20 protein-coding genes and 1 tRNA gene are annotated in these 24,896 nt (G+C 42.0%); 14 read left to right on the top strand and 7 right to left on the bottom strand.

Annotation, left to right across the window (positions count from 1 at the left end; all coding sequences use genetic code 11):
• The first annotated feature begins 88 nt into the window (after window positions 1-88).
• Window positions 89-757, top strand: a complete 669-nt coding sequence (locus ACWQ4X_RS03715; RefSeq protein WP_457902764.1) for a class I SAM-dependent methyltransferase — start codon at window positions 89-91, stop codon at window positions 755-757.
• A 26-nt stretch (window positions 758-783) separates the two neighbouring features.
• Here ACWQ4X_RS03715 and ACWQ4X_RS03720 read toward each other — a convergent pair whose 3' ends face one another.
• The gene (locus tag ACWQ4X_RS03720) at window positions 784-1,215 is read right to left on the bottom strand and encodes a hypothetical protein (protein WP_457902765.1); all 432 of its coding nucleotides are present in this window, start codon (window positions 1,213-1,215) and stop codon (window positions 784-786) included.
• Window positions 1,216-1,344: 129 nt separating this feature from the next.
• On the bottom strand, window positions 1,345-2,664 hold the full coding sequence (locus tag ACWQ4X_RS03725; protein WP_457902766.1) for an MFS transporter: 1,320 nt from the start codon (window positions 2,662-2,664) through the stop codon (window positions 1,345-1,347).
• Window positions 2,665-3,030: 366 nt separating this feature from the next.
• Between ACWQ4X_RS03725 and glpD the strand changes: the two genes are divergently transcribed.
• Window positions 3,031-4,542: a glycerol-3-phosphate dehydrogenase gene (gene glpD / locus ACWQ4X_RS03730; RefSeq protein WP_457902767.1), complete on the top strand. Its 1,512-nt coding sequence runs from the start codon at window positions 3,031-3,033 to the stop codon at window positions 4,540-4,542.
• Window positions 4,543-4,606: 64 nt separating this feature from the next.
• On the opposite strand, the gene ACWQ4X_RS03735 is transcribed toward glpD, so the two are convergent.
• The gene (locus ACWQ4X_RS03735; RefSeq protein WP_100243219.1) at window positions 4,607-6,451 is read right to left on the bottom strand and encodes a phosphoenolpyruvate carboxykinase (GTP); all 1,845 of its coding nucleotides are present in this window, start codon (window positions 6,449-6,451) and stop codon (window positions 4,607-4,609) included.
• Window positions 6,452-6,864: 413 nt separating this feature from the next.
• Between ACWQ4X_RS03735 and ACWQ4X_RS03740 the strand changes: the two genes are divergently transcribed.
• The 5 genes from ACWQ4X_RS03740 to ACWQ4X_RS03760 all read left to right on the top strand — a co-directional run bounded on the left by ACWQ4X_RS03740 (window position 6,865) and on the right by ACWQ4X_RS03760 (window position 12,045).
• Window positions 6,865-7,797, top strand: a complete 933-nt coding sequence (locus tag ACWQ4X_RS03740) for a diacylglycerol/lipid kinase family protein (protein WP_457902768.1) — start codon at window positions 6,865-6,867, stop codon at window positions 7,795-7,797.
• A complete protein-coding gene (locus ACWQ4X_RS03745; protein WP_457902769.1) occupies window positions 7,778-8,536 on the top strand; it encodes a metallophosphoesterase family protein in 759 nt (252 codons plus the stop codon). Before ACWQ4X_RS03740 ends, ACWQ4X_RS03745 begins: the two co-directional genes overlap by 20 nt.
• A 195-nt stretch (window positions 8,537-8,731) precedes the next feature.
• Window positions 8,732-9,022 (top strand): co-chaperone GroES, encoded by a 291-nt coding sequence (locus ACWQ4X_RS03750; protein WP_016167026.1) that lies wholly within the window; start codon window positions 8,732-8,734, stop codon window positions 9,020-9,022.
• A 59-nt stretch (window positions 9,023-9,081) separates the two neighbouring features.
• Entirely contained in the window at window positions 9,082-10,716 is a 1,635-nt protein-coding gene (groL, locus tag ACWQ4X_RS03755) for a chaperonin GroEL (RefSeq protein WP_457902770.1), read from the top strand.
• 162 nt (window positions 10,717-10,878) lie between these two features.
• Window positions 10,879-12,045 (top strand): LuxR C-terminal-related transcriptional regulator, encoded by a 1,167-nt coding sequence (locus ACWQ4X_RS03760; RefSeq protein WP_457902771.1) that lies wholly within the window; start codon window positions 10,879-10,881, stop codon window positions 12,043-12,045.
• A gap of 7 nt (window positions 12,046-12,052) precedes the next feature.
• On the opposite strand, the gene ACWQ4X_RS03765 is transcribed toward ACWQ4X_RS03760, so the two are convergent.
• Window positions 12,053-12,427 (bottom strand): diacylglycerol kinase, encoded by a 375-nt coding sequence (locus ACWQ4X_RS03765; RefSeq protein ID WP_100243214.1) that lies wholly within the window; start codon window positions 12,425-12,427, stop codon window positions 12,053-12,055.
• A 425-nt stretch (window positions 12,428-12,852) separates the two neighbouring features.
• Between ACWQ4X_RS03765 and ACWQ4X_RS03770 the strand changes: the two genes are divergently transcribed.
• Window positions 12,853-15,960, top strand: a complete 3,108-nt coding sequence (locus ACWQ4X_RS03770) for a multidrug efflux RND transporter permease subunit (protein ID WP_457902772.1) — start codon at window positions 12,853-12,855, stop codon at window positions 15,958-15,960.
• Between the two features lie 261 nt (window positions 15,961-16,221).
• Window positions 16,222-16,806, top strand: coding sequence for a DUF4112 domain-containing protein (locus ACWQ4X_RS03775; RefSeq protein WP_457902773.1), 585 nt, complete (start codon window positions 16,222-16,224; stop codon window positions 16,804-16,806).
• Window positions 16,807-16,857: 51 nt separating this feature from the next.
• Here ACWQ4X_RS03775 and htpX read toward each other — a convergent pair whose 3' ends face one another.
• On the bottom strand, window positions 16,858-17,763 hold the full coding sequence (gene htpX / locus ACWQ4X_RS03780) for a protease HtpX (protein WP_100243211.1): 906 nt from the start codon (window positions 17,761-17,763) through the stop codon (window positions 16,858-16,860).
• Window positions 17,764-17,894: 131 nt separating this feature from the next.
• Entirely contained in the window at window positions 17,895-18,749 is an 855-nt protein-coding gene (locus ACWQ4X_RS03785; RefSeq protein ID WP_457902774.1) for a lytic transglycosylase domain-containing protein, read from the bottom strand.
• A gap of 497 nt (window positions 18,750-19,246) precedes the next feature.
• Between ACWQ4X_RS03785 and ttcA the strand changes: the two genes are divergently transcribed.
• On the top strand, window positions 19,247-20,170 hold the full coding sequence (ttcA, locus tag ACWQ4X_RS03790) for a tRNA 2-thiocytidine(32) synthetase TtcA (RefSeq protein WP_100243209.1): 924 nt from the start codon (window positions 19,247-19,249) through the stop codon (window positions 20,168-20,170).
• A 216-nt stretch (window positions 20,171-20,386) separates the two neighbouring features.
• A complete protein-coding gene (locus ACWQ4X_RS03795; RefSeq protein WP_457902775.1) occupies window positions 20,387-20,770 on the top strand; it encodes an SCP2 sterol-binding domain-containing protein in 384 nt (127 codons plus the stop codon).
• A gap of 63 nt (window positions 20,771-20,833) precedes the next feature.
• Here ACWQ4X_RS03795 and ACWQ4X_RS03800 read toward each other — a convergent pair whose 3' ends face one another.
• Window positions 20,834-21,946 (bottom strand): transglycosylase SLT domain-containing protein, encoded by a 1,113-nt coding sequence (locus tag ACWQ4X_RS03800; RefSeq protein WP_161933558.1) that lies wholly within the window; start codon window positions 21,944-21,946, stop codon window positions 20,834-20,836.
• Between the two features lie 366 nt (window positions 21,947-22,312).
• On the opposite strand from ACWQ4X_RS03800, the gene greB reads away from it, so the two are divergent.
• From greB to ACWQ4X_RS03815, 3 genes are all read left to right on the top strand, one after another.
• On the top strand, window positions 22,313-22,804 hold the full coding sequence (gene greB, locus ACWQ4X_RS03805; RefSeq protein ID WP_161933557.1) for a transcription elongation factor GreB: 492 nt from the start codon (window positions 22,313-22,315) through the stop codon (window positions 22,802-22,804).
• Window positions 22,805-22,896: 92 nt separating this feature from the next.
• Window positions 22,897-22,986: transfer RNA gene (locus tag ACWQ4X_RS03810), tRNA-Ser, on the top strand.
• 781 nt (window positions 22,987-23,767) lie between these two features.
• Window positions 23,768-24,883: a carbohydrate porin gene (locus ACWQ4X_RS03815; RefSeq protein ID WP_457902776.1), complete on the top strand. Its 1,116-nt coding sequence runs from the start codon at window positions 23,768-23,770 to the stop codon at window positions 24,881-24,883.
• Window positions 24,884-24,896: the final 13 nt, after the last annotated feature.

Genomic DNA, 24,896 nt, shown 5'->3' on the forward strand with positions numbered 1-24,896 from the left:
GTGATCTGTATTTAAATGGCAGTTTCAATACGACTCGCTGTTGCTGAACGATGCATATTTTGCATAGTGTTAAAGGTGTATAAATTTAATGAGTTGTACTTTTCAAATGGCGAAAGCACCACAACATTTATTGGATGCACTGCATGAGGTGATTCCTCAGGCGGAGTTATTGGCACAACAGTTGCCAGAAACCCCCATTTCTTTGTGGTTGATTCCTCCTGTTTTTCCGACAGATCGGCTAGATGATGAGGTGATTCGTCGTATTTGGAATGAAACGCCGTACTGGATCTTTTGCTGGGCTTCGGGGCTGGCAATGGCACAGTGGCTATTGGCCGAGCCGCATCATGTAAAAGATAAAGTCGTGCTGGACTTTGGTGCAGGTTCTGGTGTAGTTGCGATTGCTGCCAAAATGGCGGGTGCGAAACGTGTCATTTGCTGCGATATCGACAAAGTGAGTTTGGCATCGTGCAAGGAGAATGCGATTTTAAATCAGGTCGAATTGGAATATTTGGATGATTTGTATCAATCGGAACAGGTCGATGTGTTGTTGGCAGCAGATGTCTTATATGACCAATGTAACCGCTTTTTTCTAGATGAATTCTTAAACTTTGCCCCCGAAGTTTGGGTGGCAGATAGTCGCGTGAAAAACTTTAGTCATCCCCAATATATGAAAATTGAGGAACGTAGCGCGACAACTTGGCCTGATTTAGATGAAGCGAAAGAGTTTCGTAATGTCAGTTTTTATAAGACGCTATAATGCATAGCGTCTTATAACATGATGTTTTATGAGCAGCTATAACGCACAATACGCAAAGTACTTGGGCGGGCCTCTAAAGCCTGACGTGTCGCATAATCTTCACCATTATGCAGGTCTGGCGTATTGCTTAGACCAATAGAAGTACGTGAGTTACCAATTTGGCGAGCATAACTGTCAGTAGTGATGGCGGCTGGGTTCGCGACTTCATTCACACTTAAGATTTGCAGTTTAAAGGTTTTATTGGTGCCTAAAACTTTTTGGCAGGCACGTTGCAGTTTCTTCGCATCCAAGTCCTGATTTTGACGACCAGCAAGGGTATAGGCGAGGGTTGCTGAGTCCGCAGTTTGGCTTTCTACACGGTAACCGACTTGACCATTATACTGTTGGGGGGTGCTTTGGCAGGCTGCAAGTCCCAAAGCGATAAAACCAAGCCCTAAAAATTGAAACGTTTTTTTCATCGTGAAAGTTCCGTGTTTTATTCTTGCGCACAGTATGCCATAAGCCTGTGAAAATAACGATGTAGTTCAAAGCAAAACGACCCGCCTGTAACAAAATAAAGGCGGGCCGTCCGTGCTTATTTTTAGTGTTTAATGGTCAGTGATCAGACTATGTTTTTTGGTGTCTTTCATAAAGACATAGGTGATCAGTGAGAGACCAATCATGAACGTAATATAGTAGAAGAAGTAACTTTCATGCCCTGCATTTTTAAAGCTTAAGGCCACTAATTCTGCTGTACCGCCAAAAATAGTGTTGGCAATCGCATAAGGTAGCGCAACACCTAAGGCGCGAATATGTGGTGGAAATAATTCTGCTTTTACGACAGCGTTAATGGCAGTGTATCCTGTGACAATAATCATGCCACTCATACACAGCAAGAATGCGGTGGTGGCATCTGTGGTGGTACCCAACCGATTGAAAATCGGTACGGTAAACAATACCCCGCAAATACCGAAGGCAATCATAATTGGCTTGCGTCCGATTTTATCGGATAAGGCACCTACCGCGGGTTGAATCAACATAAAAATAAAGATGGCTGCCGTGGTAATTTCAGTGGCGGTACTTTTGTCAAACCCAGAGGTATTCACCAAGTATTTTTGTAGATAAGTGGTGAAGGTATTAAAGGCAAGTGTTCCGCCAGCCGTCAGCATAATCACGGTAAAAGCTGCTTTGGGATGTTTGGTGAATAATTCAATCGCACCAGATTTTGGTCCACCTTGTTTGGCCTGTTCCTGTGCTTGTTTGGAAGATTGGGTTTCAACCAAGCCACGACGAATCCAGAACACCACAATCGCCAGCATGGCGCCAATTAGGAAGGGAATACGCCATCCCCAAGCATGCAGGGCTTCTTCTGAAAGCGTGTGTTGCAAAATAATCAGTACGCACAGCGCAATCAGCTGTCCAGAAATTAAGGTCACATACTGAAAGCTAGAGAAAAATCCACGATGGTTTTTACCTGCCATTTCGGTCAGATAGGTTGCACTGGAACCATATTCTCCACCGACACTGAGACCTTGTAAGAGTCGTGCAAACAAGAGAATTGCGGGAGCTAACATACCAGCAGTGTCATAAGATGGGGCGCAGGCAATCATTAATGAGCCGATACACATCAAGGATACAGAGAGTGTTAAGCCTGCTTTACGCCCCTTACGATCGGCATAGATGCCCATAATCCAAGCACCAATAGGGCGCATGAGGAAGCCCAGAGCAAATACGGCTGCTGCTTGTAATAGCTTGACGGTTTCATTGCCTTCAGGGAAGAAAACAGGGGCAAAATACAAGGTGAAGGCTGCATAAACATACCAGTCGTACCATTCGACCAGATTGCCAGCTGAACCACCTAAAATGGATTTAAAACGCGTTTTTCGATCAAATGGCGTCTGAGCACTTTGTGGGGATGAGTTTGACACAGGAAATTCCAAAGCTGCGGCAAAACACATTCTTTTAAATTCTTCGGATGGGAGAGAAAAACTTAAAAATATGTATTTTGAAAAAGGGGAGATATGTTACTTTTCACATATCTTTTATACGCCGATGCGAGTGAGTCTGCATTCGACATTAGTCTTAGGTTGAGTGATGAATCGTATAAATACTGGGCAGATGGTGAATATCAACGGTGGCTGAGCAAGAGAAAGCTTTTGAGACAAATTAATTCAAATTAACCATCTTGGTTGGACAATTCATCTCAGGGGATTGAGGTTTTCTGTTAGGATTGAGGAAAGAATAAATAACAAATAAATGTTGCTTAAAGCACGCAGAATAGGAGGAACCTGAATATGGATCAACATCGTACATATGACCTAGTGGTGATTGGTGGAGGGATCAATGGTGTTGGTATTGCTGCCGATGCTGCGGGGCGAGGTCTATCTGTTTTGTTGTGTGAAAAAGACGATTTAGCCAGTCACACTTCTTCTGCTAGCAGTAAATTAATTCATGGTGGTTTACGTTATCTAGAGCATAAAGAGTTTCGCTTGGTTCGAGAGGCTTTGGCGGAGCGAGAAGTGCTGATGGCAAAGGCACCACATCTAATTCGTGCCATGCGTTTTATTATGCCGCACCGTCCACATTTACGTCCCGCATGGCTGATTCGGACGGGTTTGTTTTTCTATGATCATTTGGGTAAGCGGGAAAAGTTAGCAGGCTCGAATTTGGTGGATTTCGATCCGGAAACCAGTCTGTTCAAGCCAGAAATAGTGAAAGGATTTGAGTATTCAGATTGTGCTGTAGATGATGCACGTCTTGTGATTGCGAATGCCATGCAAGCGCGTGAGCATGGCGCAAGTATTCAAACACGTACACGTTGTCTTGCTGCGCAGGTCGAACAAAATGCGTGGACGGTACAGCTACAAAATGCACAGAGTAACTTTACGGTGCATGCCAAAGTATTGGTGAATGCAGCAGGACCTTGGGTGACTGAATTTATCCAGCAAGACTTGCAGATGAAAGCCGCTTATATGATTCGATTGATTCAAGGCAGTCATATTATTGTGCCGAAGATTTATGCTGGAGATAAGGCCTTTATTCTACAAAATGATGATCAACGTATTGTTTTCGCGATTCCGTATTTGGATGAATACACCTTAATTGGCACCACAGACCAGCGTTATTTGGGGAATCCAGATCAGGTAGAAATTACTGAAGGCGAAATTGATTACTTATTGAAGGTTATGAATAGTCATTTCCAGCAGCAACTGACCCGTGAGGATATTATTGCAACCTATTCAGGCGTACGTCCCTTGTGTGATGATGAATCGGATAATCCATCTGCCATGACTCGCGATTACACCTTGGTGCTTTCTCAAGAGCAACCTGCGCCGCTGCTTTCAGTCTATGGTGGAAAACTCACGACTTATCGTAAATTGGCGGAATCTGCCATGCACCAACTCAAGCCATTCTTTCACAAGTTGAAACCTGATTGGACGGCAAAAGCATTATTGCCTGGTGGGGAAAACTTTTTCGATGAGACACGTTTGCTTGATGAGTTACAGCAGCGTATCCCAGAGGTCCCGCCATTACTTGCGAAGCGCTGGATCCATGGTTATGGTACGCGTGTCTGGAAAATGTTGAATGGCTGTGAAAGTATTGCGGCATTAGGGCAACACTTTGGACATGGGTTGTATCAACAAGAAGTGGATTATCTGGTGGCTCAGGAATGGGCGGTAAGTAGTGAAGATATTTTAAAACGTCGTAGCAAACTTTATTTGAAATTTAGCCAAGATCAGATTGCTCAATTGGATGAATATCTGGTTAAGCTGCATAAGCGTCGTGCACAAGAAAAGGCAGCGTAGTGGGGATTAAAAAAGACGAGAATAAAAAAAGGCCGCATATGCGACCTTTTTTATTTTAGCTGAATTAAGCAGATTGCTTAACTGCTGCTTTAACCGCAGCTAAAAGTTCGTTTTGACGCGCTTTTAGTGCTGCTGGTAGGCGATCACCTAATTGATTGAACAATTCTGTGTGGCTCTCAATTTCTTTGATCCATTGATCTTTATCTTGAGAAGTTACAAGCTCAAACTGTTCTTTGGTGAAGTCTGAACCCGTCCAGTTTAACTGTTCGTAAGTTGGTACTAAGCCAATTGGTGTTTCAACAGCGCTTGCACGACCTTCACAACGGTCGATGATCCACTCAAGAACACGCATGTTTTGACCGAAACCAGGCCATACAAAGTTACCTTCAGCATCACGACGGAACCAGTTCACGTTGTAGATACCAGGAAGTTTGTTGCCAGCAGCTTTCGCTTTCGCTTCAACTTCTTCACCAAGTTCTAACCAGTGAGAGAAGTAATCTGCCATGTTGTAACCCGCGAACGGAAGCATAGCAAACGGATCTCGACGAACAATACCTTGTTGACCAACAGCAGCAGCAGTAGTTTCAGAACCCATGGTTGCAGCTTTGTACACGCCATCAACCCAGTCAAATGCTTCTGAGATTAATGGAACTGTGTCTGCACGACGACCACCGAAGATGAAGGCAGAAATTGGCACACCTGCTGGATTTTCCCAGTCAGCGTCAATAGAAGGGCATTGGCCTGCAGCAACAGTAAAGCGCGCATTTGGATGAGCTGCTTTTTCAGTACCTGTGTGCGGTTGACCTTTCCAGTTGGTCAGGTTGGCAGGTGCTTCTTTAGAAAGACCTTCCCACCATACTTCGCCATTGTCAGTTACAGCAACGTTGGTATAGATCACGTCTTTGTGAAGTGTAGCCATACAGTTCGGGTTAGTCTTGGTATTTGTACCAGGTGCAACACCGAAGAAACCAGCTTCTGGGTTAATTGCATATAAGCGACCATCTTCACCTGGTTTGATCCAAGCAATATCGTCACCTACAGTTTCAATTTTCCAGCCTTCGTAGCCTGCTGGTGGAATCAACATAGCAAAGTTGGTTTTACCACACGCAGATGGGAATGCCGCTGCGATGTAGTGTTTTTCACCTTGTGGATTAGTCACGCCAAGGATCAGCATATGTTCAGCTAACCAGCCTTGTTCGCGACCCATTGCAGATGCAATACGGAGAGCTAAGCATTTTTTACCCAATAATGCGTTGCCGCCGTAGCCAGAACCGTAAGACCAAATCTCACGAGTTTCTGGGTAATGTACGATGTATTTTTCAGGGTTGCATGGCCATGCAACGTCTTTTTCACCTTCAGCAAGCGGAGCGCCTACTGTGTGTACGCAAGGAATGTACTCGCCATCAGTGCCAAGAACGTCATAAACGGCTTTACCCATACGTGCCATTTTAGACATGCTTACAGCAACGTAAGGAGAGTCTGTTAATTCGATACCAATGTGTGCAATGTGGCTGCCCAAAGGACCCATAGAGAAAGGAACAACGTACATTGTACGACCTTGCATAGCACCGTCAAATAAACCATTTAGACGAGCGCGCATTTCTGCAGGAGCTTCCCAGTTGTTTGTCGCACCAGCATCTTCTTCTTTTTCAGAACAGATATAAGTACGACCTTCAACACGAGCAACGTCAGAAGGGTCAGAATTTGCAAGATAAGAACCAGGGTGTTTTTCTTGGTTTAAAGCTTGCATAGTGCCGTTAGCGATCATCAAGTCGATAAGACGTTGATATTCTTCTTCGCTGCCGTCACACCATTCAATCTTTGCTGGTTTGGTTAATTTCGCAATTTCTTCAACCCATGCAATAAGCTTAGGGTGACGAACGAATTCTGGTGCGTTCACTTGGGTCATGGTGAGGCCTATCTTAAAAGTGTACAAATTTTGTACAAAGTACAATCTAAGTAATCAGGTTACCTAGATGAAAGTAAAAAAAAGTGGCAGTATTAAAGCACAAAACGATGAAAAAAATAAGACACCCCTATCTACTTGTAGCTATTGATAATTTGTATTGGACTTTAGTTTTTATTATATAAATCAATTATTTAAATTTGTTGAGTTGAATTGATTTTTATATTTATTTTGTTTATGAGGATTATTTATTTTAATTATTTTGTTTATTTACAATAACTTATGAGTATTTTTTTTATGAGAATTATTATTGATTAAATAAATGGTGGTAATTTGAATTTTGCATAAGGGCATTGTTAATTGATGATAAATTGGACAAAATTAGAGCAAATACTTCATAGAAGTGAATCGCTTGCATGACTTTAAAACCTCTCTCCATTATTTACAATGCACGCTCTGGTTTTCATGCCAGCAATAAAGAAGAAGTCTACGAACAATTGCTGACATATTTCACTGAACACGGTTTTGAAATTCAGGCTTTCGAGCTGGGTGAACAAAAAGATTTTTCTGCTTTGATGCAATCAATTATTCAACGTCATCAATCTGCAGATGCTGAAGGAGTAATAGTTGCCGCTGGGGGAGATGGCACCTTAAACGCGGTTGCAAAAGCGTTAATAGGCAGTAATATTCCTTTAGGGATTCTTCCTTTAGGCACATTCAATTATGTTGCTCGGGTGTTAAATATTCCGCTTGAGATTATGCAAGCCGCAGCAGTGATTGCCACGGGGAAACAACGTCCGATTCATGTTGCAAAAATTAATGATCAAATTTACTTAAACAATGCAAGCTTAGGTTTATATCCTTTATTTATTCAACGTCGTGAACAGTACAATGCCAAGTTCGGGCGTTTTCCTTTGCATGCTTATACTTCGGGTTTAGCAGTGCTGATCCGAGACCGTAAAGAGTTAAAACTTGAAGTTGAGGTTGATGGAAAAACCTATCCTGTGAAAACACCGCTCATCTTTTTTGGCAATAACCAGTTGCAGTTAGAAGAAATGAAATTGCGGATAGCCAAATGCGCAGAGCAGGGGCAAGTTGCAGGCGTGGTGGTTGCAAAAAGTGATAAGCAGACGCTATTTCGTATGCTTTTACAGTTGATCCGTGGTCAGCTAGAAAAAGCGCCGAATGTTTATAGTTTTTCCGCAGATAAGGTGAAAGTTTATTCTAGACGTGACAAACTTACCGTCGCAATAGATGGTGAAATTGTGGAGATGCGTCCGCCTTTGCATATTTCAGTAGAAAAAAATGCAGTCAATATGATGGTGCCTTATGCTGCTGCATCTGTCTGATCTGCATTTTGGCACAGAGCGCCCTGCGTGTCTGACAGCCATTCAGGAATTTTGCCGTGAACAACAACCCGAGTTGGTGGTGGTCAGTGGTGATTTAACCCAGCGCGCACGTTATCGTGAGTTTTTTCACTGTAAACAATTTTTGGACAGTTTGAATTGCCCGTATATAGTAGTGCCAGGCAATCACGACATTCCGCTGTACCATGTCTGGGATCGAATCTTTAATCCCTTTACCCGTTACCAACTGTTTTTCGGCAATATGGAAATGACCCTAGAAACTGAACATTTTTATGTGATTGGGGTAAACAGTATCCGTCGCCGTTATCATACGCGGGGCCATATTTCCTTGGAGCAAATCCAGCAGATCGATCAGATTTTAAAACAGGCACCTGCAGATAAAATCAAAATCATTGCAGCACATCAGCCGTTTTATACCCCACCAGATGATCCACATGGTATTAAAGATTGTCCTTTACTGGGGCGGATGGCACTGGAAGTCTGGAGTCAGAGTGGGTTAAAGGCATTACTACATGGACATCTACATCAATCGGCAGTGTTCGATTTAAACTCTATATATCATTTGGGTGCTGGGCATCCAGTCTTGGATATACATGCAGGAACGGCAACCTCGTATCGTTTGCACCATGCGTTGAGCAATAGTTTTAATGTGATTGATAAGCAGGCTGATGTCCGACATTATCAATTTAATTTGCAGCAAGCGCGATTTGAGTTGCTCTAATTTGATGAATTAAACAACGAATCTTTCGCAATGGATAAAAAAAATACAAAAAAGATGCTTTTTTTTAAATGCAGCCCTTGAAGCGCTCTTTTCCATCCCCACAAAAGTGTCATCTAAATTCATTTTGATGATGACCAAAGGAATAAATAAGTCGTCATCAGTCATCTTAATAGACTTAGTCTGATGGAGTTATTTATGAGCAACATTCGTCCATTACATGATCGCGTAGTTATTCGTCGTGTTGAAGAAGAAACGAAAACCGCTGGCGGTATCTTATTGCCAGGTTCTGCAGCTGAAAAGCCAGCACAAGGTGAAATTATTGCTGTAGGTAATGGTCAAATCACGGACAACGGTGTTCGCGCTTTAGACGTAAAAGTTGGCGATAAAGTATTGTTCGGTACTTATGCAGGTACAACTGTAAAAGTACAAGGTGAAGAACTTCTTATCATGAAAGAGTCTGACATTTTAGCTGTTTTAGAAGGCTAATTCGTCCTTACTCGTTCAATATCAGATTAGTAAAGATTAAAATATTTCGGAGTCTATAAATGTCAGCTAAAGACGTAAAATTTGGTGATTCAGCTCGCTCAAAAATGATTGCAGGCGTTAACGTACTTGCAGATGCTGTAAAAGTAACTTTAGGTCCTAAAGGCCGTAACGTTGTGATCGACCGTTCTTTCGGTGCGCCGCACATCACTAAAGATGGTGTATCTGTTGCGAAAGAAATCACCTTAAAAGACAAGTTTGAAAACATGGGTGCTCAACTTGTACGTGAAGTGTCTAGCAAAACCAATGACATCGCGGGTGACGGTACAACGACTGCAACTGTACTTGCTCAAGCCATTTTAAATGAAGGTATCAAATCAGTAACTGCGGGTATGAACCCAATGGACTTGAAACGTGGTATCGACATCGCAGTACGTGCAGTTGTTGCAGACATTAAAGCAACGGCTAAACCTGCATCTGATACTAAAGCGATTGAGCAAGTGGGTTCAATCTCTGCAAACTCTGATGAAACAGTAGGTAAACTCATTGCTCAAGCAATGGAACGCGTTGGTAAAGAAGGCGTAATCACTGTTGAAGAAGGTTCAGGCTTTGAAGACGCGCTTGACGTTGTAGAAGGTATGCAGTTTGACCGCGGTTATATCTCTCCATACTTCGCGAACAAACAAGACACCTTAACAGCTGAATTAGAAAACCCATTCATCTTGTTGGTTGACAAAAAAATCAGCAACATCCGTGAGTTGATCACTGTTTTAGAAGCCGTTGCTAAAACTGGCAAACCACTTTTAATCATCGCTGAAGATGTTGAAGGTGAAGCGTTAGCGACGCTTGTAGTGAACAACATGCGCGGCATTATTAAAGTATGTGCGGTTAAAGCACCTGGCTTTGGTGACCGTCGTAAAGCAATGCTTCAAGACATCGCAATCTTGACTGGCGCGACTGTAATTTCTGAAGAAGTAGGCATGTCTTTAGAACAAGCTTCTCTTCAAGATTTAGGTACTGCGCACAAAATTACTGTGTCTAAAGAAAACACTGTAATTGTGGATGGTGCTGGTGATGCAGCTCAAATCTCTGAGCGTGTGACTCAAATCCGTGCGCAAATTGAAGAATCTACCTCTGAATACGACAAAGAAAAACTTCAAGAACGCGTTGCTAAATTAGCAGGCGGTGTTGCAGTGATTAAAATCGGTGCTGCGACTGAAGTTGAAATGAAAGAGAAGAAAGACCGTGTTGACGATGCGCTTCATGCAACTCGTGCTGCGGTTGAAGAAGGTGTTGTTGCGGGTGGTGGTGTTGCGTTAGTACGTGCAGCGAAATCACTTGACGGTGTGACGGGTGCGAATGACGACCAAAATGTAGGTATCAACATTTTACGTCGTGCAATCGAAGCGCCTCTTCGTCAAATCGTTGCGAATGCGGGTGATGAGCCTTCAGTTGTGATTAATGCTGTGAAGAATGGTGAAGGTAACTTCGGTTATAACGCTGCAACTTCTCAGTACGGCGACATGCTTGAAATGGGTATTCTTGACCCAGCTAAAGTAACGCGTTCTGCACTTGAGCACGCTGCTTCTGTTGCTGGTTTAATGTTGACAACTGAATGTATGATCACTGAAATTCCAGAAGACAAACCTGCGATGCCTGATATGGGCGGCATGGGTGGTATGGGCGGCATGATGTAATCATCAGCTTAGCTTTACCAATCTAAAAAATCCCCACTTTTTGTGGGGATTTTTTATTTTTGTCGGTATAATTGAGTCAGAAAAATATTCATCAAGAAAAAATTATAAAAAACAAATCATTAAGGTGATTAATCAATCATTTTTGCTTCTGGGGAGAGGGAAATGGAGCAAGAACATGAAATGGTCGAAATGATTTATGAAGCGACCATGCATCCTGAATTGTGGCAGCAAGTACTGACGCGGCTGGTGCACTATACGGGCAGTCAAAGTGCTATTTTTACCGCCATTGATCAGCTTAATCTCAAATTCAATTTCACCTTTACCCATAACATTTCTGAAGCCGCTTTAGCCGCCTATCACGACGAAAAAATTCAAATGATCGATATGCAACTGCATGCCCCGATTTTGAAGCAGCAAGGGCTAGGGGAACCTGTGGTCTTAGACTGGACCGCTTATGCAGCCAGACAAGACAGTGATGAATATACCTTTTATGAAAAATGTGTAGCCCCTTCAGGGATTGGTTCAGCACAAGGGATTCTTTTAGAAACGGGGCAATATCGCTGGGCGGTCTTGGGGATTCATCGGGCAGACAATGTCCAGATGTATGCAAAACCAGAAACGGAACTATTAAAAAGATTAGCCAAACATTTTCGACGTGCCTTACAAATTCACCGTCAGTTCAGTTTGGTACAACAGAAAAATCTGGATTTATATAAGCTATTTGATGCATTAAAAACGGGGGTTATTTTATTGGATGCCAATGCCAGTTTGGTTTATTCGAATGCCAAGGCACAAGCTATTTTAGAAACTCACCAAGAACTCAGTCTCGACCATTTTAACCGACTTAAAGCAACCAGTGCAGATCAAGCCAAATTAGAACAATATATAGCCAGTGCACTTTTTCAAGATGTCTCAAAAGAGACGCATGCGGATGCACAGGCTGGCGGGGTACTGCCGATTCGACTCAGTAAAAAGTCACAACCGTTAATGCTCAGTGTGGTGCCCTTTTCCAGTGTTTGGCAAAAGATGCTGAATGAGCAGGTGATGGAACAGAAAGTTGCAGTGTTTTTGACCGAACCAGATAAGCAGTATCAACTGGCACATGAATTTTTAAAACAGCACTATCAGTTGTCACAACGTGAAATCAAAATCTGTGAACTGTTTGTGAATGGATACAACCTCGAGGCAATTGCCATAGAGTGTTCACTGACACTCAGTTCTGTGCGCACCTATATCAAATATATTTTTGCCAAAACCCATTGCTCAACCCAAGTTGAGTTATTTCGTCTATTGGCAGGCTTAACCCTAGATTTTGAACATATCCCTTAATTACAGCTTAAGCTAATAAAATCAGTCCCCAGGTTATGGCAATTATGCTTAGGGCGACGAATTGCGCTGCACTGCCCATGTCTTTGGCATTTTTAGAAAGCGGATGCCGTTCTAAAGAAACTCGATCGACGATCGCTTCCAAGGCAGAGTTAAAAAGTTCGACAATGATTGCCAATAAACAGACAGCGATCAGAACGGCTTGTTCACTGCGACTGACATTAAGAAAAAAAGTAATCGGAATTAGTACCAGATTAATATAAATAATTTGTCGAAAAGCCGCTTCATGCTGGAAAGCGGCTTTAAAGCCCGCCATTGAATAGCTGGTCGCATTTAAAATACGTTTTAGACCAGTTTTACCTTTGAGGGGAGAATATTCGCTCATGATGGATTAAGTCGTTTCAGATAAGTGAAGAATAGCGCTAAAACATTAAAATCGGCTTAAAAATACCGAGTTCTAAGTTACAAAGTTTAACATGGATTTTTGCTCAGCAAATGCGCCAAAAGTGGCAATTTATTTGAGCCAACAAGAATGCTTTTTCATCGACTTTGAATCATTCAAAATCCTGAGAAAGTGGCTTTAGCAGAAATATGCATCTGCAAAATTCAGTATTTCAGCTTATCACTTGATGAGATGGATAGTAATTGAAGCCGAACCTCATCTTCACAATTTCTCCATAATTGATCAATACATCCGTAACTATGTTAATAATGATTGTGTTTTAAAGTTGAGTCATTGAATATCAACACAAATTTGCTAGTTTTTTCGATTCTTCCTTTTTACTTCTTCTAGATAAGTGGCGCAGACCTATGTTGTCTAAGTTTTTTATACAACGTCCCATTTTCGCAGGTGTTCTTGCAATTATTGTCATGGCTTTGGGGCTTTTTTCCGTTCTGAATCTGCCTGTTGAACGTTATCCCGACATTGCACCACCGCGAATTACCGTGAGCGCCACTTATACAGGCGCGGCTGCAGAAGCCGTTGAAGAAAGTGTCACGCAAGTTCTTGAACAGCAAATTAAAGGTATTGATCATCTCCTGTACTTTAGTTCTAGTAGTGATTCTTCTGGACGCAGTCGAATTAGCATCAGTTTTGATAATGGGACAGACCCAGATACTGCTCAGGTTCAGGTACAAAATGCGATTAATGGTGTGGTCAGCCGTTTACCAGAAGATGTGCAACGTCAAGGCGTGAACGTGTATAAGTCATTGGGGGATACCCATATGGTGATTGGCTTATATGATGCCTCAGGCCGTAGCGATAATATTGAATTGTCCGACTACATGATGACGCATTTGGAACAGGACATTGCCCGTATTGAAGGAGTCGGTGAAGTCGATGTCTTTGGTTCACAATATGCCATGCGTATCTGGCTCAATCCAGCCAAGCTGAAGCAATATAGTTTAATGCCGTCTGATATTCGTGCAGCGATAGAAGCACAGAATACCCAAGTGGCTGCGGGGGGCATTGGGGATTTACCAACAGTCGAGCATCAATATCTAAATGCCAAAGTGACCTCAGGCTCACGTCTGAAAACCGTACCTGAATTTGAACAGATTATTGTCAAGTCGAATCGAGATGGGAGTTTTGTTTTTTTAAAGGATGTGGCGCGCATTGAACTGGGTGCGGAAAACTATCAATCCTTTAATACCATTAATGGCTATCCTTCCGCAGGCATGGGGATCTCTCTATCTTCAGGTGCCAATGCTCTGGCGACCTCTGCCTTGATTAAAGCTGAAGTGGAGCATTTATCCAGTAAATTACCAGCGGGTTATAAAATTGTCTATCCACGGGACAATACGCCGTTTGTGCAAGAATCTATTAAGGAAGTGGTGAAGACCCTATTTGAAGCGGTGCTTTTAGTAATTATCGTGATGTTCCTGTTTTTACAGAATTGGCGAGCCACTTTAATTCCGACCATTACCGTACCTGTGGTGATTTTGGGAACCATGGCAGTGCTGTATGTCCTCGGGATGAGCATCAATACGCTGACCTTGTTTGCTTTGGTTTTGGCGATTGGGTTATTGGTGGATGATGCAATTGTGGTGGTCGAAAATGTTGAGCGTCTGATGCATGAGCAACAACTCTCTGCCAAAGATGCTGCGGTCGAATCGATGCAGGAGATTAGTGGAGCACTCGTTGGCATTACTTTGGTACTGACTGCAGTCTTTATTCCTATGGCATTTTTTGGTGGCTCTACAGGGGTGATTTATCGGCAGTTCTCCATCACGCTGGTTGCTGCAATGGCCTTGTCGCTCATGGTGGCTTTGGTGTTAACGCCAGCGCTGTGTGCTTTGATCTTACAGCCAAGCCACAAACAGAAAAAATGGGCGCTGTGGTTTAATCAAAAATTGGAGCAGTTAAAAGCTCATTATCTTAAATTGACGCAATTGACCATGAAGCATAAGCGAATCAGCTTGGTGGTCTTTACTGCGCTAATTGCCGTGTTCGCCTTGTTCTACCGTGCCTTGCCGACCAGCTTTATTCCGAGTGAAGATCAGGGCATGTTGAGCGTGCAGTTTGAGCTGATCAATGGCGCGCCGATGTCTAAAAGTCGCGAAGTGGGGGAAGAAATTCGTCAATATTTCCTGACTCAAGAAAAAGACAATGTCAATTTGGTGATGGTGCGTTATGGACGTAATTATTCAGGCACTGGGCAGAATTTAGGTCAGGGTTTTATTGCATTGAAGCATTGGGATGAACGGAGTGGTCAATCCAACTCCGCCCAAGCCATACGAGAACGCGCGATGCAGCATTTCCGTCAGAACCGCAATGCCAAGATTATGGTCAACATGCCTGCATCGGTAAGTGGGCTGGGGCAAACCGATGGTTTGGAGTTCTGGATCCGCGATATTAATGGCAATGGCCGCCAGTTTTTAGATGCCGAATTTAAAAAGCTACAAACTGCAGCAGAGCAGTATAAGAGTTTTAAGAACCTAGATAACAAGGCCAATCCTGATAAGGCAGAGTTACAAGTCAAGATTGATCAAAAACAAGCCATGGCTTTAGGTCTGTCACAATCGGCAATTAACAGTACCTTATCCGCAGCATGGGGCGGGGCTTATGTGAATGATTTTATTGACCGTGGACGGGTGAAACGGGTGATGATGCAGGGCGATGCCGAATTCCGTGCCAAACCTGAAGATTTACAGCAATGGTATGTCCGTAATGATGCCAATCAGATGGTGTCTTTCGCGAGTTTTGCCAATGTGAATTGGGGTGGTGGACCTGAGGTGGTGAAACGTTTTATGGGCTATACTGCACTGGAAATGGAAGCCGATACTGCCAAGCATGTCAGTTCAGGTGTCGCGATGGGAGACATTCAGAAGTTAGTCGAACAGCAACCTGATATAGATTTGGCATGGAGCGGACTGTCGTTTCAGGAGCAGAAATCCAGTCATCAAGCCTTGTGGTTATATCTGGTTTCGATTGGATTTATTTTCTTATGTCTAGCGGCTTTATATGAAAGCTGGACGATTCCTACAGCGGTGATGAGTGCCATTCCTTTGGGGATTGGGGGCAATATCCTGTTTAGTGCATGGACAGGTTTTCCGAATGATATTTACTTCCAGATCGCCTTGCTGACCACTATTGGTTTGTCCTGTAAAAATGCCATTTTGATTGTGGAATTTGCCTCAATGGCGCAAACACGCGGTTTAACGGTGATACAGGCCGCGATGGAAGGTGCAAGTTTGCGCTTGCGTCCAATTTTAATGACTTCTTTGGCTTTTGGTGCGGGCGTGATTCCCTTAGTCTTTGCCTTCGGTGCGGGAGCGGCAAGTCGTCAGGAAATTGGGGTGAGTGTTCTGGGTGGTGTAATTTTTGGTACGGTTCTGGTGCTGATATTTATTCCCTTTATGTATGTCCTGATTCGTTCACTTTTTGCAGGAAAGTCATCTGAGGCTAAATCTCAATAAGTGATGGAGTTTTAGTGCTCTGAGCTAAATTGATGGCTTAGCTTGGATGATTGACCGCATGAAGATGCTTATCTTGAAAATGGTTTCAGGATAAGTCTCGATCTGAAATGAGATGTGTGAGATTTCATTTGAAGGTACTTGAGTCAATGAGTCGGATGCTCTGAGATTGAAATGTCTATAGTTTTGAATAACCCTTTGTTACTTATTCAACAATCAAAATGCTTTAAGCTGTAGTGAAATCAACAGCCTATCGACAGACATATGCCTGAGCAGCCTTTATCGACAAGAAAAACACCACAAGAAGTGATTCGTTTAGAGCGTGATTTAGCGAAATATGCCAATCTGATGGATTCACTGATACGTATTCCATTTACCAAGCAAGGGGTAGGCGCCGATGCGGCTTTAGGGACCATTCCAGTGGCTGGGGATATCGCAGGCTTTGCCTTAACCTGTTATGCGGTGTATAAAGCCAAGCAAATTGGGGTGCCGCAGCAGAAATTAAATGTGGTGTATAAACTCGCAGCTATGGATCTGGTGGTGGGCTTTATTCCGATTGCAGGCACCGTATTTGATATTTTTATACGTCCCAGCCGTAAAGCGCTGGATATTGTGCATGAGCATATTCGAGAGGAGTATCAGATCCGTGATACGAAACATGTTGAACATCCTTATTTGCATGAAAAGTTGGAACAGAAGCAGCAGTCTTCAGCATTTTGGCGACAGCCTGTGATTGCTTGGCTATGGCTGCATATTCCCGATTTGATTGGTCTACTGGTGATTGTTTTGCTGTTCGTGGCCTCTTGGTATGGCTTTACCGCAGTATGGTCGTGGTTTCAAAATGGGTGATTAAACCAATAAAAAAGCCTCCATGTCGGAGGCTTTTTTGAATCTTTAAACTTATGCGCAGTCTAATTGATGTAAGGCTGCTACACGTTGTTCAATCGATGGGTGAGTTTGGAATAAGGCTGCTAAGCTAAAGCCTTGTTCTTTACCTTCCGCAATTGAGAATGCTTTCATTTCTTTCGGCATTTGGTCTGGAAGCTCTGATTCTGCTTGTAAACGGAGTAGCGCAGAGATCATGGCTTGTTTACCCGCTAAACGTGCACCTGCTTCATCGGCACGGTATTCACGATGACGTGAGAACCACATCACGATGGCAGACGCTAAAATACCAAATACGATATCCAGTACAATGGTAATCCCGAAGTAAGCCAAGCCAGGAGCTTCGCCATCTTCACGACCGAAAACGTTACGGTCAATAAAATCACCAACTACACGCGCAAAGAACATCACGAAGGCGTTCACGACACCTTGAATCAAGGCCAGTGTCACCATATCACCATTGGCAACGTGACCAATTTCGTGAGCCAGTACTGCACGTAATTCATCTTTGTTCATACGCTCAAGTAGACCTGTCGAAACAGCAACGAGCGCATCATTTTTATTCCAACCCGTTGCAAATGCGTTGGATTGGTAAGATGGGAAAATCCCCACTTCTGGCATTTTAATACCAGCTCGTTGAGACAATTCCGCAACTGTTTGTAGCAACCAAACTTCTGCTTGGCTACGTGGAGCATTAGGGTCAATAAGTTCAGTGCCAGTTGTTTTTTTCGCCATCCATTTCGACATGAACAGAGACACTAAAGAGCCAACCATACCAAACACGAAACAGACGACTAAAAGGTTGCCTAGATTCAAGCCACCCGCGCCATGGTAACTACCGACACCGAAGAGTGACAAAATAATGCCAGCTACAACCAGTACCGCGAGGTTGGTTAGCAAGAACAAACCAATCCGCATCATTGAGAAAATCCTCTTAATATAGAAATATAATCTGATTTATAACTTATAAATCATCAGGATCAATATGCGGTGAATAGTGCAAAAATTCAAGAAAAAAACGTAATTAGACGCAAAAAATAACGAATTTCACTTCAATAAATTCGTGCAGATGCCGACGCATGTTCTGTGGAGTAACTCCCAGATCTTGGGGCATCGGTATAACTGCCATCTGCCGCCATAATAATTTGACGCTGGGTGCTACTTCTTGAAGGTGTGCTCGGAAGAGATTCCGCTTGAGCTGGTGGGGTGTAGTTGACAGATTGTGCAAGGACTTGTCCTGAACTGCTGCCGCTGCTGATCAGACCACCTGAATACAGGTTGCTATAACGACTGCTGACACGACGTACATAGTCTTGGGTTTCTTTAAAGGGAGGAATACCGCCGTATTTATCGACATTGCCTTCGCCAGCATTATATGCAGCGAGCGCCAGTGACGTATTGCCATTAAAGCGTTTGAGTAGCCAGCTTAAATATTTGGCACCGCCCATGATGTTTTGCTGCGGATCATAAGCATTTGCGACATTAAAGCGACGTGCAGTTGCAGGCATCAGCTGCATTAAGCCTTGCGCACCGACGGGTGAACGTGCATTGACGTTAAAGCCAGATTCAGTATGCATCACGGCTTTAATGAGACCTTCTGAAACCCCATGCGTTTGGGCAGCTTGGCGAATCATAGCATCAAATGCATTGCGATTACGACTATAACTAGGCAAAACCGAAGATTCTGAACTGCCCCAGTTACTATAACTATGAATATTACTGTCAGGATAATATGTGGCTTTGACTTTAGTTAAAGATTTATCTGAACTTTTACGATTAGTAAGCAGCGTGCCACCGTTACTATCTTTATAGATATAAATTTGCCCAGCGTAAGTCATAGTACTTCCTAGACTAATAGATGCTGTGCTTAATAAATATAATGCTAATGTTCTTACTTTATTGTTCATTTTAATAATTAATAAAATATTGCCCAAATAAGTCTTAACAAGTTTAGCAAAAAAATACGGCTTAAAAAGCCTTGCCGAATTTTATTTTTCACGACTTTGTAAAAATCAAGTTTAATTGTGGACTTAATAATCAAAAAAAAATTTAATTTTTTTTTAATCAGGATTGCTTGACTATGATAAGTCACTGATATTTATTAATAATAAAATCGATCAAAAAATGATCAATTTAAATAGAAGCCTTAAACTATGGGAAGAATCACCTGTCAAGTGTTTTGAAATCCACAAAGTTATCCACAGCTTTTGTGGACAACTGTGGAAAAGTCCAAAAGATAAGCATTTGGGCTAAAAAATGAACTGCAACGTTCAAATTTACCTCATCTGCAAGACGGGAAAATGACAAGTCGGATTGTTCATGAGAATTTACATTCTTTAGATGCGATTGCTTGGCGAATCGGATAAAATTGCGCGGTATTTTTATTTATGGGTTAATCGTGTCTATGTACTCGCCAGTTGAGTCCGAACAAGGGTTTAATTTCAAGCCAGAACTCCCAACCAGCTCTGCCTATTATCGTTTGCTAAAAAAGCTGCGCCGCCAAGTCGGTCATGCCATTCGTGATTTTAAAATGATCGAAGAGGGCGATAAGGTTATGGTCTGTATTTCTGGTGGTAAAGACAGTTATACCTTGCTGGATATCCTATTGCAGTTTAAACGTATTGCACCGATTAACTTTGACGTGGTTGCAGTAAACCTAGACCAAAAGCAACCGGGTTTCCCTGAAGAAGTGTTGCCACGTTATTTAGAAGAAAATAACATTCCTTATTATATTTTGGAAAAAGACACCTATAGCATCACGAAAAAGTTAACCCCAGAAGGGAAAACTTACTGTGCGGTGTGTTCACGTTTACGTCGTGGTTCATTGTATGGCTTCGCGCAAGAGATTGGGGCGACCAAAGTGGCACTTGGACATCACCGTGATGATATTTTGGCGACCTTCTTCCTGAACTTGTTCCATGGCGGCAGCTTGAAAGCGATGCCACCAAAATTGTTATCGACAGATAAAAAGAACATCTTGATTCGTCCACTGGCGTATGTGGAAGAAAAAGACATTATTAAATATGCAGAAATGCGTCAGTTCCCAATCATTCCATGTAATTTGTGCGGTTCGCAGGAAAACCTGCAACGCGCGATGTTGAATGACATGTTACGTGCGTGGGACAAAGAGCATCCGAAGCGCTTACACAGCATTTTTGGTGCTTTGCAGAATGTTTCTCCATCGCAGTTGGCAGACCGTGAACTATTTGATTTTGAAGTGCTCGATTCACAGCGTGAATTTGACTTTAAAGAAAGTTGTTCTACAGAAGAAGAACCAGGCATCAATAAGCGCATTAATATGGTGAACTTAGGTTTTGCCGCAGAATAAAGTCAGCAGACACCACTGTATGTAGCAGTGGTGTCTGCTTTTGTTATTCATTGATTTTCAACATGTATAAAAAGAATAAAAACTGAACGGTCCGTACAAAAAACTTTAGCCCAATATTTGATTTACGTGCTATAACAGGCTTCAAGCAAAACAGCTTCGCTATGATGTTGTCTGGATAGGCGACAGAAAATGAACAAATAAATTTGAGGAAACATCATGCCTGCCTTTTTAACTGATGATTGGTTTTCAACTGTAGAAACTTTGACTGCGCAAGCAGGGGACTTGAATTTGCCACCAGCATTGGCAAATTTAGCCATCAACTTGGTGGTGACAGATACCAGTGGTAATACCGAATTGGCTTTAGATGGCGGCAGAATCTTAAAAGGTTTGTCTTCAAATGCCAAAACCACTTTAAACATGGATGCAGAAACTTTACGTAAAGTTTTCCTAGAGTTTGATATGTCTGCTGCTATGCAAGCCTTCATGACGGGTAAAATTAAAGTGCAAGGTGATATGTCTCAGTTAATGGCGTTGCAAACAGCGAAGCCGAGCCAAGAGCAAAAAGAGTTATTCAAGAAAGTGCTTGAGCATACAGCTTAAGTTTTCTTCATAAAAAAAGCTTACCCGAGGGTAAGCTTTTTTTTGCGCTCAATGCATGACTATTTATATGTTCACCAATTGAGGCGTATTTTTGATGTATTCCAAATAGGCACGGATACGCGTGACATATTGCACCGCTTGTCGATAGCGTCCGTTCTGGGCTTTATGACCATCTAAATAGCTATAAAGATTGACCCAGTTGTTTGGATCCTTGCCTTGCGCACTAATGCGCTTTTGAATCTGATCGACTGCACCTGGACCCATATTATAGGCAACCAAGGCATACCAGTTACGATCTGGATAAGGCACTTCGTCAAATCTGCTTAGCATCTGGTCGTAGTACTTTGCACCACCCTGAATACTTTGTGCAGGATCGGTACGGTTACTGACGCCCATGGCTTTGGCGGTACTGTTGGTCAGCATCATAATGCCGCGCACACCCGTCGGTGAAATTGAATCGGGTTTTAAGTACGATTCTTGATAACCGATAGCAGCTAAGAAATGCCAATCGAGATCATATTTCTCGGCGGTACGTTGGAAGCTGGCTTTATAAATCGGCATGCGTTTAGTCAAATCACGTTCAATAGAATCCCATGATTCGGCCTGTACCACATTACGGTTATAAAACGAAGCCAATTGGCTGATTGAACCTGACTGTTTGCCTTGGCAAACATAACCACTCGCTGTCTGTGTCAGGGGATCATCCGCATGTTTAAATACCCAGTTCAGTTGTGTATTTAAACCATTCTTCTGCAGGCTATATAAGTCACCACAGGTGGCTGAAAACGAAGTCAGCTTTTTGCTTTCGATGTTCTGAACGCTCGATGTAGTAATGGCAAAGTTTACTTTACCTTGATCGACCAGCTTTAATGCCGTGGCATTGTCAGGTACGGTCGTAAACACCAGCTCTACATTCATACTGTCAGCATAGTTACGGGCAAGGTCATAACCAAAGCCATGTAAATACTGTCCATCTTTAAAAACAGTCGATGGATTTTCTACACCAACCACTGTGAGTTTGTTGTTATTCACAACAGCGTCATATTGGTAAGCCTTGCTCGCATTAATGGTATGAAACGGAATTAAGGCGGCGGTGAGTGCTAGGGCTTTTAAAGGGAGTGAGAAAGTTAATGAGTTAAGGCAAAGCCTCGACCCAGAAGATGAACTACTGTGCATGTTGTCTCCGCTACAAGTAATTTATGCCCTAAAAAGCCAAAGCAAACGAGGCCTTAAACTTTTATAAAGTTTGATAAATTCAATAAGGGGTGGGCAGTCATGACGTCATTCAAAATGACATGGGATAAAAGGAAATTATGTAGAAAAAAACTACATAGGTTAAAAAGTACACGAAACTAAAGATGAGGGCATAATAAAGTCGGAAATTGGGATTGTCAAATTTAGTACAAAAAATAGTGAAAAAATGTAACATAAATACCTAATTTTATTAATAAATTATTTTTATACCCTTTTGTTGTGGTGAAATTGAGCATAAAATAGCTTAAAAATGTATCTGTTTCGTACCCTGAAAAGACAATTTGCGACATGAAATCCAACTTAATTACCCGCGCTGGACACGATAAATTGGTGGCTGAACTTCAGCATTTGTGGCGTGAAGAACGCCCCGAAATTACCAAAAAAGTGAACTGGGCTGCCAGCCTTGGCGATCGCAGTGAAAACGCAGATTACCAGTACAACAAGCAATTGTTACGTAAAATTGATCGTCGCGTGCGTTACCTTGGCAAGCGCTTGGAAGAATTACGCATTATTGATTTTTCTCCTGAGCAAGAGGGCAAAGTTTATTTCGGTGCATGGGTCGAAATTGAGAATGAGCAGGGTGAACAAAAGCAACTGCGTATCGTCGGGGTAGATGAAATTTATGATCATCATCCGCAACATATTTCCATAGATTCCCCGATGGCGCGTGCGTTATTGTCCAAGCAAGTGGATGATGAAGTGGAAGTGATGACACCATCTGGAAAAAAGACGTGGTATATCAATACAATCCGTTATGAAAAGCCAGAATCGGCATCCTAAAGGTGTTTTTGATTTTATTTTGTGCAGTTGATGATAAATTTATGCAAAAGTATTTGCCAAGTTAGAAAAATATTTATATGATAGCCGCCATTGGAAGCGTGGCAGAGCGGTTTAATGCACCGGTCTTGAAAACCGACGAGGGTGTGAGTCCTCCGTGAGTTCGAATCTCACCGCTTCCGCCAAATTCAAAAAACCCTTGCACTGCGAGGGTTTTTTTATGTCAAAATTTTTTGATGGCTGAATTAACCACTAGAAAAACATTGCATATTCAGCAGAAACCATACCTCGCGATCAAGTCATTCTTCTCTATTGATTCATCTGAATTTTTTTCTGTTATTTGATACGTCGAGTGTGTAAATACGCCAAGATCATGAGTTAGGTTGATCTACTAAATGCATCTATTTGTCCTGATTTTGGGGCGCTAAGGTCTTTGATTTTGACTGGGGCATAAGCCGTCTAATGTCAAATTTGCAGCATCATCTTGTTGTGTATTTTTGAGTATTTGAATCAATAGAAAATGCAACGTATAGCTATTTCCTATTGCGATTGAACTGTATGGAGGAGATTACAGGCACTTACTGATGCTGCATTTTGGATATAAACAGATAAATATTTTAACCATCTGATTTTAAAAATAATAAATTTGTGATACGTAATTTTTAATTATATATAAAAAGTGAATTGTTTTTTTCAATAGCACTCAGAAATCATCCTTTAGGATGATTTTTATCCGATTCTATAGCGTTAAATTTTGAGCACACTAAGTTGTGTATCCAATTACATGAATTTTGTATACAAGTTCTAATATTTCGTTTCAAAACACAATCTATATGAATTTAAGTGTATGATTTTTATGTATAAATACCACTGGGTGACGAATAAAGGATTTTTCGTAATTAACGAGCTTCGGAGATCGTAGTAGTGCCACATATTAAAGCTTTGAATTTGATGTGCTATTTATCAATGCTCATTTCTACGCCAATTTTAGCAGATGACCATTTTAAATTTTCAGCAAATCTTGTCGATTTGGCGATGTATAGTGATGAAAGTAGTGTAGATGATCAATTTACCAATTCAGGTGCTTTGATCTTAGGTGCGGATTATAAAATATTTGGCACGGACTACGATTTGGGGACTTTAAAAGCGCAATATACCTTCAATGGACTGAACAATGATGCCCAGTTAAATACCACGACCAATTGGTTTGGCGGAGTAGGCAGCTATGTTGGGGGTGCCATCGCAATGAATGATATTGCACCTTCACAATTAAGCTTACTGACTTGGGACAAGAAATGGGGTAATGATCAAGTCTTTACTTCTGTGGGGCGAACCAACTTAAGACGCTATTTTCTATTTAACAATTGTCAGAACTTGGCGATTTGTACTGATCCAATTAAAGGCAGTATGGGTTCATTGCCAGCCAACTACGGATATTGGGGAGCTTACTTTAAATATAACTTCAACGAACATCTGTATTTCCATAGTGGAATTTTTGAAGTCAATACGGATGATTATGTGCACGAAAAGAAAGGTTTAGATTTCTCTTTTCATCATGATCTTGGTTATACCCAAGTTTATAGTTTGGGTTATAAAAATGATCACAGCAAAGTTGAAGCGCTGTATTTTAGCAATGACTCTGAATATGCCAATGCATTAACCAAGCAGAAATATAGTGATACCGATGGGGTCAACATCAGATTTAGTTATGATTTCAAAGATTCATATTTGTCGAATCTGTATGGGGCGTATTCTCAAATTCTTGAAAAAAATCAGCCTTATGATCATTACTGGGAATTGGGAGCGATGCATAAGATCAATGCCCGAGGCGACCATATAGGCTTAAAGTTCGGTCAATCAGAACTGAATGATGATTTTTACGCCTTTACCCAAAAATTGAATGGTAATCAGTATAAAACCACGACATTTGTCTCCTTCGATGCTGCAATTAAATATAAGAAAGTGACATTTAGTCCATTTGTTAAATATATCTGGAATCCAGATAACTACTATCGCTCAAATCAAGGTGGATTTGATCATAACGTCATTATGGGACTGTTAACCCAAGTGAAACTTTATTAAACGGAGTTAAAGC

Source organism: Acinetobacter sp. NigerLNRRAM0016 (genome assembly GCF_054112845.1).

Bases quoted from the DNA above. Each gene is read 5' to 3' on its own strand.
- groL (WP_457902770.1), top strand. From the start codon at position 9,082: ATGTCAGCTAAAGACGTAAAATTTGGTGATTCAGCTCGCTCAAAAATG.
- ACWQ4X_RS03765 (WP_100243214.1), bottom strand. From the start codon at position 12,427: ATGAGCGAATATTCTCCCCTCAAAGGTAAAACTGGTCTAAAACGTATT.
- ACWQ4X_RS03775 (WP_457902773.1), top strand. From the start codon at position 16,222: ATGCCTGAGCAGCCTTTATCGACAAGAAAAACACCACAAGAAGTGATT.
- ACWQ4X_RS03815 (WP_457902776.1), top strand. From the start codon at position 23,768: ATGCTCATTTCTACGCCAATTTTAGCAGATGACCATTTTAAATTTTCA.
- ACWQ4X_RS03770 (WP_457902772.1), top strand. From the start codon at position 12,853: ATGTTGTCTAAGTTTTTTATACAACGTCCCATTTTCGCAGGTGTTCTT.
- ACWQ4X_RS03715 (WP_457902764.1), top strand. From the start codon at position 89: ATGAGTTGTACTTTTCAAATGGCGAAAGCACCACAACATTTATTGGAT.
- ACWQ4X_RS03795 (WP_457902775.1), top strand. From the start codon at position 20,387: ATGCCTGCCTTTTTAACTGATGATTGGTTTTCAACTGTAGAAACTTTG.
- ACWQ4X_RS03720 (WP_457902765.1), bottom strand. From the start codon at position 1,215: ATGAAAAAAACGTTTCAATTTTTAGGGCTTGGTTTTATCGCTTTGGGA.
- ttcA (WP_100243209.1), top strand. From the start codon at position 19,247: ATGTACTCGCCAGTTGAGTCCGAACAAGGGTTTAATTTCAAGCCAGAA.
- htpX (WP_100243211.1), bottom strand. From the start codon at position 17,763: ATGATGCGGATTGGTTTGTTCTTGCTAACCAACCTCGCGGTACTGGTT.
- ACWQ4X_RS03800 (WP_161933558.1), bottom strand. From the start codon at position 21,946: ATGCACAGTAGTTCATCTTCTGGGTCGAGGCTTTGCCTTAACTCATTA.
- ACWQ4X_RS03785 (WP_457902774.1), bottom strand. From the start codon at position 18,749: ATGAACAATAAAGTAAGAACATTAGCATTATATTTATTAAGCACAGCA.
- glpD (WP_457902767.1), top strand. From the start codon at position 3,031: ATGGATCAACATCGTACATATGACCTAGTGGTGATTGGTGGAGGGATC.
- greB (WP_161933557.1), top strand. From the start codon at position 22,313: ATGAAATCCAACTTAATTACCCGCGCTGGACACGATAAATTGGTGGCT.
- ACWQ4X_RS03735 (WP_100243219.1), bottom strand. From the start codon at position 6,451: ATGACCCAAGTGAACGCACCAGAATTCGTTCGTCACCCTAAGCTTATT.
- ACWQ4X_RS03750 (WP_016167026.1), top strand. From the start codon at position 8,732: ATGAGCAACATTCGTCCATTACATGATCGCGTAGTTATTCGTCGTGTT.
- ACWQ4X_RS03745 (WP_457902769.1), top strand. From the start codon at position 7,778: ATGCTGCTGCATCTGTCTGATCTGCATTTTGGCACAGAGCGCCCTGCG.
- ACWQ4X_RS03760 (WP_457902771.1), top strand. From the start codon at position 10,879: ATGGAGCAAGAACATGAAATGGTCGAAATGATTTATGAAGCGACCATG.
- ACWQ4X_RS03740 (WP_457902768.1), top strand. From the start codon at position 6,865: ATGACTTTAAAACCTCTCTCCATTATTTACAATGCACGCTCTGGTTTT.